The sequence below is a fragment of the Geodermatophilus sp. SYSU D00965 genome, from assembly GCF_054050075.1.
This window is the reverse complement of the sequence record NZ_JBJGYQ010000007.1, coordinates 54,176-69,797: the sequence shown is the minus strand read 5'-3', so window position 1 is coordinate 69,797 and position 15,622 is coordinate 54,176. Positions and strand designations below refer to the sequence as shown.

The following is a 15,622-nucleotide window of genomic DNA, read 5'->3' as shown; positions in this document are numbered from 1 at the left end:
GGGGCACCGTCGTCCGGAATCGGGGCGAGTCTCCCACTCGGGCGCGGCCTCCGGGACGGCGGCCTACCGATGGGTAACCGCTAGAACAGGCGCTCGGAGGGGTCGTCGGTGCCCTTGAGGACGGCGTAGTCGACCGTCACGCAGTCGATGCCGCGGTCGCCGGCCAGCACCCGGGCCTGCGGCTTGATCTCCTGCGCGGCGAACACCCCGCGGACCGGTGCCAGCAGCGGGTCGCGGTTGAGCAGCTCCAGGTAGCGGGTCAGCTGCTCCACGCCGTCGATCTCCCCGCGCCGCTTGACCTCCACCGCGACGGTGCCTCCCGCGGCGTCGCGGCAGAGGAGGTCCACCGGGCCGATGGCGGTCGGGTACTCGCGGCGGACCAGCGACCAGCCCGCCCCGAAGGTCTCCACGTGCAGGGCCAGCAGCCGCTGCAGCTCGGCCTCCACGCCGTCCTTCTGCAGCCCCGGGTCGACGCCGAGCTCGTGCGACGAGTCGTGCTCGACCGACTCGATGGTGATGATCAGCTGCTCGCCGGCCTTGTTGGTGATCGTCCAGGTGCCCGACCCGTCGGTCAGGTCCTCCTTGAACGAGCAGGGCGGGGTCATCCAGTTGAGCGGCTTGTAGGCGCGGTCGTCGGCGTGCACGGAGACCGAGCCGTCCGCCTTGACCAGCAGCAGGCGGGGTGCCATCGGCAGGTGGGCGGTCAGCCGCCCGATGTAGTCGACCGAGCAGCGGGCGATGACCAGGCGCACGGGGTCCGACGGTACCGAACCGCTAACGACGGCCCCGGGACGGCGGGCAGCGACGCGCGCCGGGGGCATCCTGACGCCGTGACGAGAGCCCTGCGTCCCGCCGCCGCCCTGGTGCTGCTCCTGTTGCTGTCCGCGTGCGCCCAGCGCGCCGGCGGCGTGGGCGCGGCGCCGACGTCGCCGGCCGAGGGCCCGGGCCGGCTGGTGCTGCAGGTGGAGTACGTCGGCGGTTTCGTGACGCCGGAGATGCTGGCCGGCCGCCTGCCGCTGGTCACCGTCTACTCCGACGGCCGGGTCGTCGCCCAGGGACCGCAGATCGCCATCTATCCCTCCCCCGCCCTGCCGAACCTGCTCGTGTGGCAGTTGGACGCCGACGACGTGCAGACCGTCGTCGACCGGGCCGTCGCCGCCGGGGTGACCGGGACCGGCGACCTGGGCAGCCCGCCGGTCGCCGACGCCCCCGCGACCCGGTTCACCCTCGTCACCGAGGAGGGCACCTACGTGCGGGAGGTGCAGGCGCTGTTCGAGCTGCCCGACGACGGGGGCCTCACCCCCGAGCAGCGCACCACGCGCGGCGAGCTGATGGGGCTGGTCGACGTGCTCACCTCCCCGGAGGGTCCGTTGGGTGCCGCGGGGCCGGAGTCCTACCGACCGGACGCGATGGCCGCCGTGGTCCGGGCGTGGACGCCGGGCCCGGAGCCGGAGCTGGTGCAGCCGGAGGTGGCCTGGCCCGGGCCGGCGCTGCCCGGCGAGCCGCTGGAGGAGCGGCTGGGGCTCTCCTGCGTGGTCGCCCGCGGGGCCCAGGCCACCGCCGTCCTCGAGGCGGCCGCCGGGGCCAACGCGCTGACGCCGTGGACGGAGGAGGACGGCGGCCGGTGGGCGCTCACCCTGCGCCCGCTGCTGCCGCACGAGACCGGCTGCGCCGACCTGCACCAGCAGTAGGGACGACGACGGCCCGGCCCTCTCGCAGGGAGGGGACCGGGCCGCAGGCGTCCGTTTCCGCGAGGACCGCCGCGACGGTTCCGCGGGGCCCACCGCGTCGGTTTCCGCGGAAACCGACTCTCAGACGGTGGCGGGCTCGCGCAGGTCGGCGTCCACACCCGCCCGCTCGTCGACGCGGGGCAGCGGGTCCACCGTCGACGTCGACCGGTACCGCTCGACGTCGAGGATGCCCTCGCGCTTGGCGACGATCGTCGGGACCAGGGCCTGACCGGCGACGTTCACCGCGGTGCGGCCCATGTCCAGGATCGGGTCGATGGCCAGCAGCAGGCCGACGCCGGCCAGCGGCAGGCCCAGCGTGGAGAGGGTCAGGGTCAGCATGACCACCGCGCCGGTGACCCCGGCGGTGGCGGCCGAGCCGACGACCGACACCAGGGCGATGAGCAGGTAGTCGGTGATGGACAGGTCCACGCCGAAGAACTGGGCCACGAAGATCGCGGCCAGGGCCGGGTAGATCGCCGCGCAGCCGTCCATCTTCGTCGTCGCGCCCAGCGGGACGGCGAAGGAGGCGTAGGACCGCGGCACCCCGAGGTTCTGCTCGGCCACCCGCTCGGTCACCGGCAGCGTGCCGATCGAGGAGCGCGAGACGAAGGCCAGCTGGATCGCCGGCCAGGCACCGGCGAAGAAGCGCAGCGGCGAGAGGCCGTGCAGCCGCAGCAGCACCGGGTAGACGACGAACAGCACGAGCGCCAGGCCGGTGTAGACCGAGCCGGCGAAGACGCCCAGCGAGCCGAGGGACTCCCAGCCGTAGGTGGCCACGGCCTTGCCGATCAGGCCGACGGTGCCGATCGGGGCGAGCAGGATGACCCACCACAGCACCTTCTGCACGATCGCGAGGGCTGAGCGGGTCAGCGCGAGGAACGGCTCGGCGGGCTCGCCGACCTTGAGCGCGGCCACGCCGATCGCCACGGCCAGCACGATCAGCTGCAGCACGTTGAACGACAGCCCGACCGTCCCGTCGTCGTGCGGGGCGGCCTGCAGGCCGAGGATGTTGCCGGGCACGAGGCCGTTGAGGAAGTCCCACCACGAGCCGGTGGTGCCGGGGTCGGTCTGGGCGGCGGCGTCGACGGAGCTGTTGCGGCCGGGCTCGGTGAGCAGGCCCAGGCCGATGCCGATGGAGACGGCGATCAGCGCCGTGACGGCGAACCAGAGCAGGGTCTGGCCGGCCAGCCGGGCGGCGTTGGAGACCTGCTTGAGGTTGGCGATGCTGACGATCACCGCGGTGACGATCAGGGGCGGGACGAGGACCTTGAGCAGCGTCACGAAGGTGTCGCCGATGGTCTGGAGGGTGCTGGTCAGCCAGTTCGGGGTGCCGTCGGCGACGGGGCCGATGTCGCGGGCGACGAGGCCGAGGGCGATGCCGAGCACGAGGCCGAGGAGGACCTGCGCCGCGAAGGGGACGCGGCGGAGACGAGCGAGCACGGGAGGGTGCCTTCCGGGGAGTTCGGGGGGTGGGACGACGAGGCGCGGCGTGCGCACTCAGCCGTCGGCCGTCACCCGCCCGAAGTCGAGCGCGCGCCGCCGGGTCAGGCCCCACACGTTGCGCACGCAGACGTCAAGGCGTCCCGCCGTCGAGACCATCCCCGGTGTGGGCACTCTCACCCGCCCGCCGCCCTGCTGCCTCGGCCGGCCCCGTCCAGAGGCTCGCCGCGAGCCTGCGAGTGGTGAGGAGGACGGGGTCCTTCCTCAGTCGGGCCAGACCGGCCGGCGCTTCTCCAGGAAGGAGCTCATCCCCTCGACGGCGCCGGGCAGCTGGCTGGCCGAGGCCATGACCTCGACGGCGGTCGCGTAGGCGTCCCGCTCGGGGCGGTCGAGCTGGGCGTACATCGTCTGCTTGCCCCAGGCCTTGCTCGCCCGTGAGCCGCGGGTGGCGCGCGTCATCAGGTCGGCCACGGCCGCGTCGAGCTCGGCGTCCGGGACCACCCGGTTGACCAGGCCCCAGTCCAGCGCGGTGGCGGCGTCGATGACGTCCCCGGTGAGCGCCAGCTCCATCGCCCGCTTGCGGCCCACGTTGCGGGCGATCGCGACCATCGGCGTGTGGCAGAACCAGCCGCCCTTGCCGCCCGGGGCGGCGAAGCCGGCCGACTCCGCGGCGACGGCGAGGTCGCAGGAGGCGACCAGCTGGCAGCCGGCCGCGGTGGCCAGCGCGTGCACCCGCGCGAGCACCACCTGCGGCACAGCCTGGATGGTCTGCATCAGCTCGGTGCACAGCTGCAGCAGGCTGCGCACCTCGGTCACCGGCCGGCCCACGACGTCGGCGAAGTCGTGGCCGGCGCTGAACACCGGCCCCTCGGCGGCGAGCACGATGCCGGCCGCGTCGCTCTCCCCCACCTCGGTCACGGCGGCGAGCAGCTGGCCGAGGTGCTCCCGGGACAGGGCGTTGCGCCGGGCCGGCCGGCACATCGTGATGGTGACGACGTCCCCGTCGCGCACGACCCGGGGCGCACCCTCTGCAGTCATGGCCCGACGCTAGCCGACCTCGGCCTCCGGTACCCGGCTCGAGAGCCGCCCGCGGCCGCCCTCCTTGGCGCCGTACATCGCCAGGTCGGCCTGCTGCAGGACGACCTCGAACGGCGTGTCCGGCTCGGCCATGGCCAGCCCGATGCTCGCCGAGACCTGCACGCTGCGCCGTCCGACGACGACCTCGTCCACCAGCGCGGCGACCAGCCGCCGGCCGACCGTCTCGGCCGTCGCGCGGTCCAGGCCGGGCAGGACGGCGGCGAACTCGTCCCCGCCCAGGCGGCCCACGACCGCGTCCGGCACCTCCTCCAGGTGCGCCCGCAGGCGGTCGGCGAGCCGCACCAGGAGCTGGTCGCCCACGGCGTGACCGCCCCGGTCGTTGACCTCCTTGAAGCGGTCGACGTCGACGAACAGGACCGCACCGCCACGGGTGAGCGCCGCCCGGCCGGCGTCGAGGAGGTGGGCGCGGTTGGCCAGGCCGGTCAGCGGGTCCTGCCGCGCCACGCGGGTCAGCGCCCGGCGCCAGCCGTCGGCGTCGGTCGCCACCGTGGTCAGCCGGTCGACGGTCTCGGTCAGCGCCCGCTGCTGGTCGGCGTCGGCGTCCGGCGAGAGCTCGCGGACGGCGGCGGAGAGCAGGTCGAGGACGTCCTCCAGCGGTGCCCCGGTGGCCACCGCCTCCAGCACCCGGCCCTGCGCGGCGAGCAGGCGGGCGTCCCAGCGGTGCGCCGTGACCTGGCGGCGCAGCGAGAGGACGCTGCGCACGAGACGGACCTGGATCTCGAGGGTGTCCAGGTCGTCCCCGCCGAAGGTGCGGACGTCGTCGTCGAAGACGCCCAGCGAGCCGAGGACGAAGCCGTCCTCGTCGATGAGGGGGACCCCGAGGTAGGAGCGGATCGCGCCGGCGGCCACCGCGGGGTTGTCGGCGAAGACCGGGTGGGCGAGCGCGTCCGACACCTCCAGCGGTTCGCGCGCCGCCACCACGTAGGCGCAGAACGACAGCTCGTCGGGGACGTGGGAGAACGGTGCGCCGACGCCGATCTCGGCGGGGAAGCACTGCAGGTCGGGGCCGACCAGGTTGATCACCGCGATGGGCGCATCCAGGGCGCGGGCCATGTAGGCCACAACGGCGTCGAGGTCGGCGTCGCCGGCGTGCCCGCCGAGCCGGTAACTGGCCAGCGCGGCGAGCCGGTCGGGGTCGGCGACGGCGGGGCGAGGGCTCTGCACGCGCGGCACCGTAGCGGGTGTCGGTGACCAAGTGTGCCCGAAGCGGTACGGACGGTCTCGGAACTTCGGCGGGGACGGGTGGAGGGCATGATCACCGCATGGATCCCGTGCGGTTCGGACTGGTGGGGTACGGCTTCGGCGGCCGGTACTTCCACGCGCCCCTGCTGGCCGCCGCCGCTGAGTGCGACCTCCTCGGCGTGGTGACGACGTCCCCCGAGCGGCGGGCCCAGGTGGCCGCCGAACACCCCGGCCTGCGGACGTTCGCCTCGCTGGAGGAGCTGGCCGGGGCCGGCGCCGAGGCGGTCGCGATCTCGACACCGGCCGACACGCACACCCCGCTGACCGAGCAGGCGCTGGGGCTGGACCTCGCGGTGGTCTGCGACAAGCCGTTCGCGCTGGACGCCGCGGCCGCCCGGCGCGCGGTCGACCTCGCCGCGGCGAGACGGCTCCCGCTCGCGCCGTACCAGAACCGCCGCTGGGACTCCGACTTCCTCACCGTCCGGGAGCTGGTGGCCGAGGGGCGGCTGGGCACGGTGACCCGCTTCGAGTCGCGGTTCGAGCGGTTCGACCCCGAGCCCGGCCCGCCCGCGGCCGGCGGCGGCACGCTGCTGGACTTCGGCGCCCACCTGGTCGACCAGGCACTGGTGCTGCTCGGGCCGGTCACCTCCGTCTACGCCGAGTGGCGGCTGCGCGACACCGGCCTGGACGACGACGTCTTCGTCGCCCTGACCCACGCCGGCGGCGCCCGCTCCCACCTGTGGGGCAGCTGGAGCCAGGGCGCGCCCGGCGACCGGTTCCGGGTCGCCGGCACCGAGGGGGCCTACGTCGTCGGCGGCCCGATGGACGGCCAGGAGGCACTCCTCCTGGCCGGGGAGACCCCCGCGACCCTCGGCGAGCGCTGGGGCGCCGAGCCGGAGGAGCGGTGGGGGCGGCTGCGCCGGGGGGACGACGGCGAGCAGGTGCCGACCCACCGCGGGCGCTGGGACACCTTCTACCCGACCTTCGCCGCCGCCGTCCGCGGCCGGGGGCCGGTGCCGGTCGACCCCCAGGACGCCGTCGCCACCGCCACCGTGCTCGACGCCGCCCGGCGCAGCGCGACCGAGGGCGGCGTCGTCCGCCTGGGCTGAGGCGACGTGCCCCCGCAGCAGGCTCCGCCGCCGGACGACGTCCGGCCGGTGCTGCTGCGGCAGGTCTGGCGGGACGTGGCGTTCCTGCACTGGCCGCTCGACCCCGCCGTGGCCGCGCCGCTGCTGCCGCCGGGCACCCGGCCCGACGTCCTGGACGGGACGACCCACGTCGGCGTGGTCGCGCTGCGGATCGCGCGGACCGCGGTCGCGGCCGGCCCGGCGCTGCCGTGGGCCGGCTCGTTCGACGAGGTCAACGTGCGGCTCTACTCGGTCGACGAGCACGGCCGCCGCGGCGTGGTCTTCCTGCGCATGGACGCCGCGCGGCTGCTCGCCGTGCTGGGGGCCCGGGCCCTGCCCGGGCTGCCCTACGTCTGGTCACGGACCCGCGTGCGGCGCGACGGCGACCGGTACGCGGTCGCCGTGGGCCGACGGCTGCGGATCGGCCTGCGCATCGGCGCCCCGGTCGAGCCCGACCCGCTGGCGGCCTCGCTGACCGCCCGCTGGGGCCTGCACACCCGGATGGCGGGCCGCACGGTGCACCTGCCGGTCAGGCACCGGCCGTGGCCGCTGCGGTCGGCCGAGCTCACGGGGGTCACCGGCGACCCGCTGGCCGCCGCAGGGCTGCCCGGGATGGCCGGTGCCCCGGTCAGCGTGCTCTTCTCCCCCGGCGTGGACGACGTCCGCTTCGGCCCGCCGTCCCGCTGAGCGGAGTGGGAGGGACGCGTCCTCCGCGCCGTGGCACTCCGCTCAGGCGTTCGCGGGGGCCCGCTGGTCGAGGCCGTGCGCCTCGCGGACGACGTCGACGACCTCGCCCATGATCTCGGTGAGGCCGACGTCCTTGGGCGTGAAGACCCGGGCGACGCCCTGCTCGCGCAGCCGGCGGGCGTCGCTGTCCGGGATGATCCCGCCGACCACCACCGGGACGTCGTCGAGCCCGGCCTCGCGCAGGCCGCGCAGCACCGCCGGCACCACCTGCAGGTGGGAGCCCGACAGCACCGACAGGCCGACGACGTCGACGTCCTCCTCGACGGCGGCCGCGACGATCTGTGCGGGGGTCAGCCGGATGCCCTGGTAGACGACCTCGAAGCCGGCGTCCCGGGCCCGGACGGCGATCTGCTCGGCGCCGTTGGAGTGCCCGTCCAGGCCCGGCTTGCCGACGAGGAACCGCAGCCGGCCGCCGAGCTCCTCCCCGGTGGCGCGGACCCGCTCCCGGACGCCGGCCAGCGTCGCGTCCGCCGCTCCGCCGGGGGCCGCCGCGACACCGGTGGGCGCCCGGTACTCGCCGAACACCTCGCGCAGCACCCCCGCCCACTCCCCCGTCGTCACGCCGGCGCGGGCACACTCGAGGGTCGCGGGCACGAGGTTCTCGTCGGTCCCGGCCGCCGCGCGCAGCCGCTCCAGCGCCCGGCGCACCGGCTCCGGGTCCCGCTCGGCGCGCCACCGCTGCACCGACGCGCAGGCCGCCGCCTCCACCGCCGGGTCGACCACCTGGATGGCGGCGTCGAGGTCGGCCAGCAGCGGGTTGGGCTCGGTGGACTCGAACCGGTTGACGCCGACGACGACGTCCTCGCCGCTCTCGATCCGCCGCCGCCGCTCGGCCAGCGACGCGACCAGCTGCCCCTTCATGTAACCGGACTCGACCGCGGCCACCGCCCCGCCCATCTCCGCCACCCGGGCCATCTCCGCCCGGGCGCCCGTCATCAGCTCGGCGACCTTCGCCTCGACCACCACCGACCCGGTGAACAGGTCGTCGTACTCGAGCAGGTCGGTCTCGTGGGCGAGCACCTGCTGCAGCCGCAGCGACCACTGCTGGTCCCACGGGCGGGGCAGGCCGAGCGCCTCGTTCCACGCCGGCAGCTGGACCGCCCGGGCGCGCGCGTCCCGCGACAGCGTGACCGCGAGCATCTCCAGCACGATCCGCGGCACGTTGTTCTCCGGCTGCGCCTCGGTCAGGCCCAGCGAGTTGACCTGCACGCCGTAGCGGAAGCGGCGGTGCCGCGGGTCCTCGACGCCGTAGCGCTCCCGGGTCAGCTCGTCCCAGAGCTCGGTGAACGCCCGCATCTTGCACATCTCCTCGACGAAGCGGACGCCCGCGTTGACGAAGAAGGAGATGCGCGCGACGACCTCGCCGAAGCGCTCCGGCGGCACCTGGCCGGAGTCGCGCACCGAGTCCAGGACGGCGATCGCGGTCGACAGCGCGTAGGCGATCTCCTGCACCGGCGTCGCGCCAGCCTCCTGCAGGTGGTAGCTGCAGATGTTGGTCGGGTTCCACGTCGGCATCGCCGTCACGGTGTAGGCGACGACGTCGGTGACCAGCCGCATCGAGGGCCCGGGCGGGAAGACGTAGGTCCCCCGCGACAGGTACTCCTTGATGATGTCGTTCTGCGTCGTGCCGGCCAGCGCCGAGACGTCGATCCCCTGCTCCTCCGCGACGGCCTGGTAGAGCGCCAGCAGCCACATCGCCGTGGCGTTGATCGTCATCGACGTGTTCATCCCGTCGAGCGGGATGCCGTCGAAGAGCGCCCGCATGTCGCCGAGGTGCGTGATCGGGACGCCGACCTTGCCGACCTCCCCCACCGACAGCTCGTCGTCGGGGTCGTAGCCGGTCTGCGTGGGCAGGTCGAACGCGACCGACAGCCCGGTCTGCCCCTTGGCCAGGTTCCGCCGGTACAGGGCGTTGGACTCGGCCGGCGAGGAGTGCCCCGCGTAGGTCCGCATGACCCAGGGGCGGTCCCGGTCCTCCGGCGTTGAAGGGAAGGGCATGCCAGCGGAGTGTAAGGGCCGCTACTCGTCAGTAGCAGGCCCGCGGCCGGACTTCCCGGTGGCACACTCGCAGGGCACGCGGAGGGGGTCGCCATGCCGATCGGGGCGGGGAGCAACCTGCACTACCTGGTCGGGCCGACCATCGCCTTCGCCGTCCTGGCGCTGCTCGCGCTGTTCCTGCGCTGGGCCTTCGGGTCCGACGAGCGCCGCCGTCCGCCGGCCGACGACGGGCTCCTGACGCGGGTCGCCACGCTGTCCCGCCACGAGTCGGCCCTCGCGCTGCGGGCGGTCCTGTCCGACGCGGGCATCCGCTCCACGATCCGCACCCCCGCACCGCACCGCGTCGAGGTCCTCGTCTTCCCCGAGGACGCCGACCGGGCGCGAGCGCTGGCCACCTCGTTCCCCGGTCCTTGAGCACGAGGGCACGAGAGTCCCTTCTCAGTCGGGGCGGGTGACCCGCTCGATCCCCGCCCCGAGGCCGCGCAGGTGCTGGACGAAGTCGGGGTAGCCGCGGTCGACGTGGTGCACGTCCTGCACCTCGGTGACGCCGTCGGAGACCAGCCCGGCGAGCACCAGCCCGGCGCCGGCGCGGATGTCGGTGGCCAGCACCGGCGCGCTGGACAGCCGCTCCCGCCCCCGGACCACGGCGTGGTGCCCGTCGATGCGCACCGACGCGCCCAGGCGCACCAGCTCGTTGACGAACATGAACCGGCCCTCGAACACGTTCTCGGTGATCAGCGCGGTCCCGGTGGAGACCGCCGCCAGCGCGACCGCCATCGGCTGCAGGTCGGTCGGGAAGCCCGGGTAGGGCAGCGTGACGACGTCCACCCCGCGCGGCCGCTCGGCCATGGCCACGCGCAGGCCCTCGGGCAGCACCTCGATCTGGGCGCCCGCGTCGGTGAGCTTGTCCAGGGCCACGGTGAGGTGCTCGGCCACCCCCCGCTCGATGACGACGTCCCCGCGGGTCATCACCGCGCCGATCGCCCACGTGCCCGCGACGATCCGGTCGGGCACGGTCGTGTACGTGACCGGCTTGAGGTCGGTGACCCCCTCGACGGTGATCGTCGAGGTGCCGGCTCCGTCGATGGTGGCGCCCATCGCGGTGAGCATCGCGCACAGGTCGGCGATCTCGGGCTCGCGTGCCGCGTTGTCGATGACCGTCGTGCCGTCGGCGAGCACCGCGGCCATGACCAGGTTCTCCGTCGCCCCCACCGACGGGAAGTCCAGCCAGATGGAGGTGCCGGTCAGCCGCGGGGCCGTGGCGACGAGGAAGCCGTGCTCGCTCTCGATCGTCGCGCCGAGCCGCTCGAGCCCGGAGATGTGCATGTCCAGGCCGCGCGACCCGATCGCGTCACCGCCGGGCAGCGCCACCCGCGCCGACCCGCACCGCGCCACCAGCGGGCCCAGCACGCTGATCGAGGCGCGCATCTTGCGCACCAGGTCGTAGTCGGTCTCCGTGCCCGGCGCGTCCGGGACGTCGACCACCACCCGGCCGCCCCCGCCGTGCTCGTGGCGCTCGTAGCTCACGTCGCAGCCGAGGCGGCGCAGCACCTCGCTCATGATCGCCACGTCGAGGATGTCGGGGACCTCCTCGATGGTGGTCCGGCCCGCCGCCAGCAGCGCGGCGGCCATCAGCTTCAGGGCGCTGTTCTTGGCGCCGGTGACCCGCACCCGTCCGGTCAGGGCCGTGCCGCCGGTGACCTCGAAGCACTCCACCGCACCACCCTACGGCGACGCCACGCGGCCGCTCCCCGACCTCCTAGGCTCGGGGTATGACCGTCCGGCTGACCCGCATCTACACGAAGACCGGTGACGCCGGGCAGACCCACCTCGGCGACATGAGCCGGGTGGCCAAGACCGACCCCCGGCTGGCCGCCTACGCCGACGTGGACGAGGCCAACAGCGTGCTCGGCGTCGCGCTGGCGCTCGGCTCTCCCGAGCCGGAGATCGCCGCCCTGCTGCGCAGCGTGCAGAACGACCTGTTCGACGTCGGCGCCGACCTGTCCACGCCGATCACCCCGGACCCGCAGTTCCCGCCGCTGCGCGTCACCGCCGCCTACACCGAGCGGCTCGAGGCGGCGTGCGACACCCACAACGCGGCGCTGGCCAAGCTGACCAGCTTCATCCTCCCCGGCGGCACCCCGCTGGCCGCGCTGCTGCACCAGGCGCGGGTCGTCGTCCGGCGGGCCGAGCGCAGCGTGTGGACCCTGCTGGCCGCCGACGGCGACCGCACGAACGTCGAGACCGCGCGCTACCTGAACCGGCTCTCGGATCTGCTGTTCATCCTCGCCCGGGTGGCCAACCCCGGTGGTGACGTGCTGTGGGAGCCCGGCGCGCACAGCGGCGCGCACGCCCAGCGGACCGCGGCCCGGCAGGAGCCGACCGAGGGCTGAGCGCGGCTACCGCACCGGCGGCGCGGACTCCACCCAGGACAGGAAGCCGGTCACCGTCGCCGGGTCCATGGCCAGCTCGCGGGGCCCCGCGGCGGTGGCGCAGGACAGGACGACGACGTCCGGGGGCAGCGCGACGTCCTCGGGCGTGGCCCGGCGCCGTCCCTCGACCTGGAACTCCGCGCGGCACAGCCGTTGCTGCGGGCGCGGCGAGAGCGACAGCGCGCGGTACCAGAGCAGCGCGTCGCCGCCGTACCAGGCCACCCCGACCGACCAGCGGGTGGAGCCGGCCGGACGCAGCCACATGGTGACCGCCCCGAGGCCGGAGAGCAGGAAGCGCCGCCGCAGCAGGAAGGCGACGACGAGCCCGACGACGAGCGCGACAGCCAGGACGACGAGTGCGGTGGTCATCCTGACTGCCGGCGCATCGGGGAACGGTCCAGGTGGGGCTCAGGCGTCCTGTCCGGCGGCCCGCAGCCGGGACTGGGCACGGCGGGAGGCAGCCACCGCCTCCGGGTCGTCACCGGCGTCCTGGGCGCGGCGCAGCGCCTCCCGGGCCCGCTCGACGTCGATCTCCGAGGAGATCTCCGCGGTCTCGGCCAGGATCGACACGCCGCGGTCGGTGACCGACAGGAAGCCACCGTGGGCGGCGACGACGAGGTCCTCGCCCTGGGAGGTGCGGATCGTCACGACGCCGCCCTCGGCGAGCTGGCCCAGCAGCGGCGCGTGCCCGGGCAGGACGCCGAGCTCACCCTCCGTGGTGCGGGCGATGACCATGTTGGCCTCGCCGGACCAGATCAGCCGCTCGACGGCCACCAACTCGACCTGCAGGGTCGCCACGACACTCCTCGGGGTCCACCGACGGGCGGTGCGGGTGTCGCCGGCCCGGGGAGGACACGGCGACGGGTCAGGGTCACTCTAACGGCCGGGTGTCGCGGCACCGGCGGGCGATCCCGCGCCGAGCCCCGTCCCGGGTCCGGTGCGTGGGAGTCGGGTTCAGGCGGCCCGGCGGTACAGCAGCGTCCAGCGGCCGACCCGCACCCACGGGTGGCGCACGGTCGACGCCGGTGCCCAGCGCTCCGTGGCGTACTGCTGGTGGCCGGCGTACGGGAGGCCGGCCGACGGCGGCCAACTCCAGTCGGCGCCGTCCCACCTGGTCCCCGTCGTCGCGTCCACGGTCTTCTCCCGTACGCCGCCCGGCCGTTCCGGACGTCCCGTCCTGGATGATCGGCACGCAGCATCCCGCGCTTGAACGGCTCCCCGCCAGGTCTTTCGTCACGTGATGGGCGAAACCCGGACGACGGGACGCAGAACGCCCGATGGCCGGGCCCCCGAGGGGACCCGGCCATCGGGCGCAACGCACTGGAACGGCCCGTCCCGGTTCCCACCCTGAGCGTGCGAAGGGTGGGGAGGACGGGGTCCTTCTCCTGCTACTTCTTCAGCTTGTCGGCGTTGCGCTCGAGGTCCTCGAGGCCACCGCACATGAAGAACGCCTGCTCGGGCACGTGGTCGTACTCGCCGTCGGTGATGGCCTTGAACGCTTGCAGCGTCTCCGCCAGCGGGACGAACGAGCCGGGCTGGCCGGTGAACGCCTCGGCGACGAACATGTTCTGCGAGAGGAACCGCTCGACGCGACGGGCCCGGTTGACCGTGACCTTGTCCTCCTCGGAGAGCTCGTCGATGCCGAGGATGGCGATGATGTCCTGCAGCTCCTGGTAGCGCTGCAGCACCTGCTTCACCGTCTGGGCGATCGCGTAGTGGTCCTGGCCCACGTACTGCGGGTCGAGGATCCGGCTGGTGGAGTCCAGCGGGTCCACGGCCGGGTAGATGCCCTTCTCCGAGATCGGCCGGGAGAGCACCGTCGTCGCGTCGAGGTGGGCGAAGGTGGTGTGCGGCGCCGGGTCGGTGATGTCGTCGGCGGGCACGTAGATCGCCTGCATCGAGGTGATCGAGTGACCACGGGTCGAGGTGATCCGCTCCTGCAGCTCACCCATCTCGTCGGCGAGGGTCGGCTGGTAACCCACGGCGGAGGGCATGCGGCCCAGCAGCGTGGACACCTCGGAGCCGGCCTGGGTGAACCGGAAGATGTTGTCGATGAAGAGCAGCACGTCCTGGTTCTGCTCGTCGCGGAAGTACTCCGCCATCGTCAGCGCGGAGAGCGCGACCCGCAGCCGGGTGCCCGGCGGCTCGTCCATCTGGCCGAAGACCAGGGCGGTCGAGTCGATGACGCCTGACTCGGTCATCTCCGTGATGAGGTCATTGCCCTCACGGGTGCGCTCGCCGACGCCGGCGAACACCGACACGCCACCGAACTCCTGGGCGACCCGGCGGATCATCTCCTGGATGAGCACGGTCTTGCCCACGCCGGCACCGCCGAACAGGCCGATCTTCCCGCCGGCCACGTAGGGGGTCAGCAGGTCGATGACCTTGATGCCGGTCTCCAGCATCTCGGTGCGGCCCTCGAGCTGGTCGAACCGCGGCGCGTGCCGGTGGATCGTCCACCGCGGGGCCTCGGTGCCGTAGCCGGGCTCGTCGAGGCACTCGCCCAGGGCGTTCCACACGTGGCCGGTGGTCACGTCGCCGACGGGCACGGAGATCGCCGAGCCGGTGTCGACGACCTCGGCGCCCCGGATGAGGCCGTCGGTCGGCTGCATGGAGATGGTGCGGACCACGTTGTCGCCCAGGTGCTGGGCGACCTCGAGGGTCAGCGTCTTGCCCAGGTCGGCGAGGGTGACCTCCACCTTCAGGGCGTTGAACAGGTCGGGCATCGCGTCGCGCGGGAACTCGACGTCGACGACCGGCCCGGTGACCCGGACGACGCGGCCGGTCGTCTGGGTGGTCGGACGGTCCTCGGTGACGGTCATCTGTACTGCTCTCCTGCCCTCGGGCTCGGGTGTGGTTCCGCGTCTTCTGTGTCCCCGCCGCGCGGGGAGGGGTCAGTCGTCGGCGTTGGCCGACACCAGCGCGTCGGCGCCGCCGACGATCTCGCTGATCTCCTGGGTGATCTCCGCCTGGCGGGCCTGGTTGGCCTGCCGGGCGAGGTTCTTCGCCAGCTCCTCGGCGTTGTCCGACGCCGACTTCATCGCCCGCCGCCGGGACGCCGACTCGGAGGCCGCGGCCTCGAGCATCGCCGCGTAGATGCGGGCGTTGACGTACTTCGGCAGGAGCGCGTCGAGCAGGACGTCGGCCGAGGGCTCGAACTCGTAGGAGGTCGGCACCCCGTTGTCGCCGGCCCGGCCGGCCTCGCGGTCCTCCCGCTCGTAGTCGAACTCCTCGACCTCCTCGACCTCCAGCGGGGCCATCCGCTTGGCGACCGGGACCTGCGAGAGCAGCGAGCGGAACTCGGTGTAGACGATGTGCAGCTCGTCCACGCCGAGGATCCCGTCGGCCCCCGCACCGGTCTCGTCGTCGTCCTCGCCAGCGGTGAAGGCGTCGATGAGCGCCTCACCGACCCGCTGCGCGTCGACGAAGTTCGGCTGCTCGGAGAAGCCGGTGAAGGTGTCGGCCATCTCGCGGTTGCGGAAGGAGTAGTAGGTCTCCCCCTTCCGGCCGACCACGTACAGGACCGGGTCCTTGCCCTCCTGCCGCAGCAGCGAGAGCAGCTCCTCGGTGCGGCGCAGCACGTTGACGTTGTACGAGCCGGCGAACCCGCGGTCGGAGGTGATCACGAGGACCGCCGCGCGACGCGGGTTCTGCCGCTCGGTGAGCAGCGGGTGGTCCAGCGACGCCGAGGACGCCAGCGCCGAGAGCACCCGGGTGATCTCCCGGGCGTAGGGCTTGGAGGCCTCCACCCGGGCCTGGGCGCGCACGATGCGGGCGCCGGCGATCAGCTCCTGTGCCGAGAAGATCTTCTTCGTCGACTGCGTGGAGCGGATCCGGCGCCGCAGCGCACGGAGGTTGCCGGCCACGG

General features: G+C 74.0%; 16 protein-coding genes. 5 read left to right on the top strand and 11 right to left on the bottom strand.

Annotated elements, in window-relative coordinates; genetic code table 11:
- Positions 1-80: 80 nt before the first annotated feature.
- Positions 81-752, bottom strand: coding sequence for an endonuclease NucS (gene nucS, locus ACI789_RS08575; protein WP_457008013.1), 672 nt, complete (start codon positions 750-752; stop codon positions 81-83).
- 78 nt (positions 753-830) lie between these two features.
- Here nucS and ACI789_RS08570 point away from each other — a divergent pair, with 78 nt between their 5' ends.
- A complete protein-coding gene (locus tag ACI789_RS08570) occupies positions 831-1,691 on the top strand; it encodes a hypothetical protein (RefSeq protein WP_457008011.1) in 861 nt (286 codons plus the stop codon).
- Between the two features lie 120 nt (positions 1,692-1,811).
- On the opposite strand, the gene ACI789_RS08565 is transcribed toward ACI789_RS08570, so the two are convergent.
- From ACI789_RS08565 to ACI789_RS08555, 3 genes are all read right to left on the bottom strand, one after another.
- A complete protein-coding gene (locus ACI789_RS08565) occupies positions 1,812-3,170 on the bottom strand; it encodes a dicarboxylate/amino acid:cation symporter (protein WP_457008009.1) in 1,359 nt (452 codons plus the stop codon).
- A gap of 264 nt (positions 3,171-3,434) precedes the next feature.
- Positions 3,435-4,208, bottom strand: coding sequence for an enoyl-CoA hydratase-related protein (locus tag ACI789_RS08560; RefSeq protein ID WP_457008007.1), 774 nt, complete (start codon positions 4,206-4,208; stop codon positions 3,435-3,437).
- Between the two features lie 9 nt (positions 4,209-4,217).
- Complete coding sequence (locus ACI789_RS08555; RefSeq protein ID WP_457008005.1) at positions 4,218-5,432, bottom strand: diguanylate cyclase domain-containing protein; 1,215 nt, start codon at positions 5,430-5,432, stop codon at positions 4,218-4,220.
- A gap of 98 nt (positions 5,433-5,530) precedes the next feature.
- Between ACI789_RS08555 and ACI789_RS08550 the strand changes: the two genes are divergently transcribed.
- Positions 5,531-6,559, top strand: coding sequence for a Gfo/Idh/MocA family protein (locus ACI789_RS08550; protein WP_457008003.1), 1,029 nt, complete (start codon positions 5,531-5,533; stop codon positions 6,557-6,559).
- A 6-nt stretch (positions 6,560-6,565) separates the two neighbouring features.
- On the top strand, positions 6,566-7,264 hold the full coding sequence (locus ACI789_RS08545) for a YqjF family protein (protein ID WP_457008001.1): 699 nt from the start codon (positions 6,566-6,568) through the stop codon (positions 7,262-7,264).
- A 42-nt stretch (positions 7,265-7,306) separates the two neighbouring features.
- Here the strand turns inward: ACI789_RS08545 and ACI789_RS08540 are convergent, their stop codons facing one another.
- Complete coding sequence (locus tag ACI789_RS08540; protein ID WP_457007999.1) at positions 7,307-9,322, bottom strand: protein meaA; 2,016 nt, start codon at positions 9,320-9,322, stop codon at positions 7,307-7,309.
- A gap of 93 nt (positions 9,323-9,415) precedes the next feature.
- On the opposite strand from ACI789_RS08540, the gene ACI789_RS08535 reads away from it, so the two are divergent.
- A complete protein-coding gene (locus ACI789_RS08535) occupies positions 9,416-9,736 on the top strand; it encodes a hypothetical protein (RefSeq protein WP_457007997.1) in 321 nt (106 codons plus the stop codon).
- 24 nt (positions 9,737-9,760) lie between these two features.
- On the opposite strand, the gene murA is transcribed toward ACI789_RS08535, so the two are convergent.
- Positions 9,761-11,038: a UDP-N-acetylglucosamine 1-carboxyvinyltransferase gene (gene murA / locus ACI789_RS08530; protein WP_457007995.1), complete on the bottom strand. Its 1,278-nt coding sequence runs from the start codon at positions 11,036-11,038 to the stop codon at positions 9,761-9,763.
- Between the two features lie 56 nt (positions 11,039-11,094).
- Here murA and ACI789_RS08525 point away from each other — a divergent pair, with 56 nt between their 5' ends.
- A complete protein-coding gene (locus ACI789_RS08525; protein ID WP_457007993.1) occupies positions 11,095-11,715 on the top strand; it encodes a cob(I)yrinic acid a,c-diamide adenosyltransferase in 621 nt (206 codons plus the stop codon).
- A 6-nt stretch (positions 11,716-11,721) separates the two neighbouring features.
- Here the strand turns inward: ACI789_RS08525 and ACI789_RS08520 are convergent, their stop codons facing one another.
- The 5 genes from ACI789_RS08520 to ACI789_RS08500 form a co-directional block, all read right to left on the bottom strand.
- Complete coding sequence (locus ACI789_RS08520; protein ID WP_456918520.1) at positions 11,722-12,123, bottom strand: DUF2550 domain-containing protein; 402 nt, start codon at positions 12,121-12,123, stop codon at positions 11,722-11,724.
- A 39-nt stretch (positions 12,124-12,162) separates the two neighbouring features.
- Positions 12,163-12,552: a F0F1 ATP synthase subunit epsilon gene (locus tag ACI789_RS08515; protein ID WP_457007991.1), complete on the bottom strand. Its 390-nt coding sequence runs from the start codon at positions 12,550-12,552 to the stop codon at positions 12,163-12,165.
- A 156-nt stretch (positions 12,553-12,708) separates the two neighbouring features.
- Positions 12,709-12,888, bottom strand: a complete 180-nt coding sequence (locus tag ACI789_RS08510; protein WP_456918518.1) for a hypothetical protein — start codon at positions 12,886-12,888, stop codon at positions 12,709-12,711.
- A 254-nt stretch (positions 12,889-13,142) separates the two neighbouring features.
- Complete coding sequence (gene atpD / locus ACI789_RS08505) at positions 13,143-14,576, bottom strand: F0F1 ATP synthase subunit beta (RefSeq protein WP_457007988.1); 1,434 nt, start codon at positions 14,574-14,576, stop codon at positions 13,143-13,145.
- 72 nt (positions 14,577-14,648) lie between these two features.
- Positions 14,649-15,620 (bottom strand): F0F1 ATP synthase subunit gamma, encoded by a 972-nt coding sequence (locus ACI789_RS08500; protein WP_457007986.1) that lies wholly within the window; start codon positions 15,618-15,620, stop codon positions 14,649-14,651.
- Positions 15,621-15,622 lie beyond the last annotated feature (2 nt).

What these genes read in the sequence shown, in the direction of transcription:
- atpD (WP_457007988.1), bottom strand. Translation starts at nt 14,576, where the DNA reads ATGACCGTCACCGAGGACCGTCCGACCACCCAGACGACCGGCCGCGTC.
- ACI789_RS08540 (WP_457007999.1), bottom strand. Translation starts at nt 9,322, where the DNA reads ATGCCCTTCCCTTCAACGCCGGAGGACCGGGACCGCCCCTGGGTCATG.
- ACI789_RS08550 (WP_457008003.1), top strand. Translation starts at nt 5,531, where the DNA reads ATGGATCCCGTGCGGTTCGGACTGGTGGGGTACGGCTTCGGCGGCCGG.
- ACI789_RS08560 (WP_457008007.1), bottom strand. Translation starts at nt 4,208, where the DNA reads ATGACTGCAGAGGGTGCGCCCCGGGTCGTGCGCGACGGGGACGTCGTC.
- ACI789_RS08525 (WP_457007993.1), top strand. Translation starts at nt 11,095, where the DNA reads ATGACCGTCCGGCTGACCCGCATCTACACGAAGACCGGTGACGCCGGG.
- ACI789_RS08520 (WP_456918520.1), bottom strand. Translation starts at nt 12,123, where the DNA reads ATGACCACCGCACTCGTCGTCCTGGCTGTCGCGCTCGTCGTCGGGCTC.
- ACI789_RS08535 (WP_457007997.1), top strand. Translation starts at nt 9,416, where the DNA reads ATGCCGATCGGGGCGGGGAGCAACCTGCACTACCTGGTCGGGCCGACC.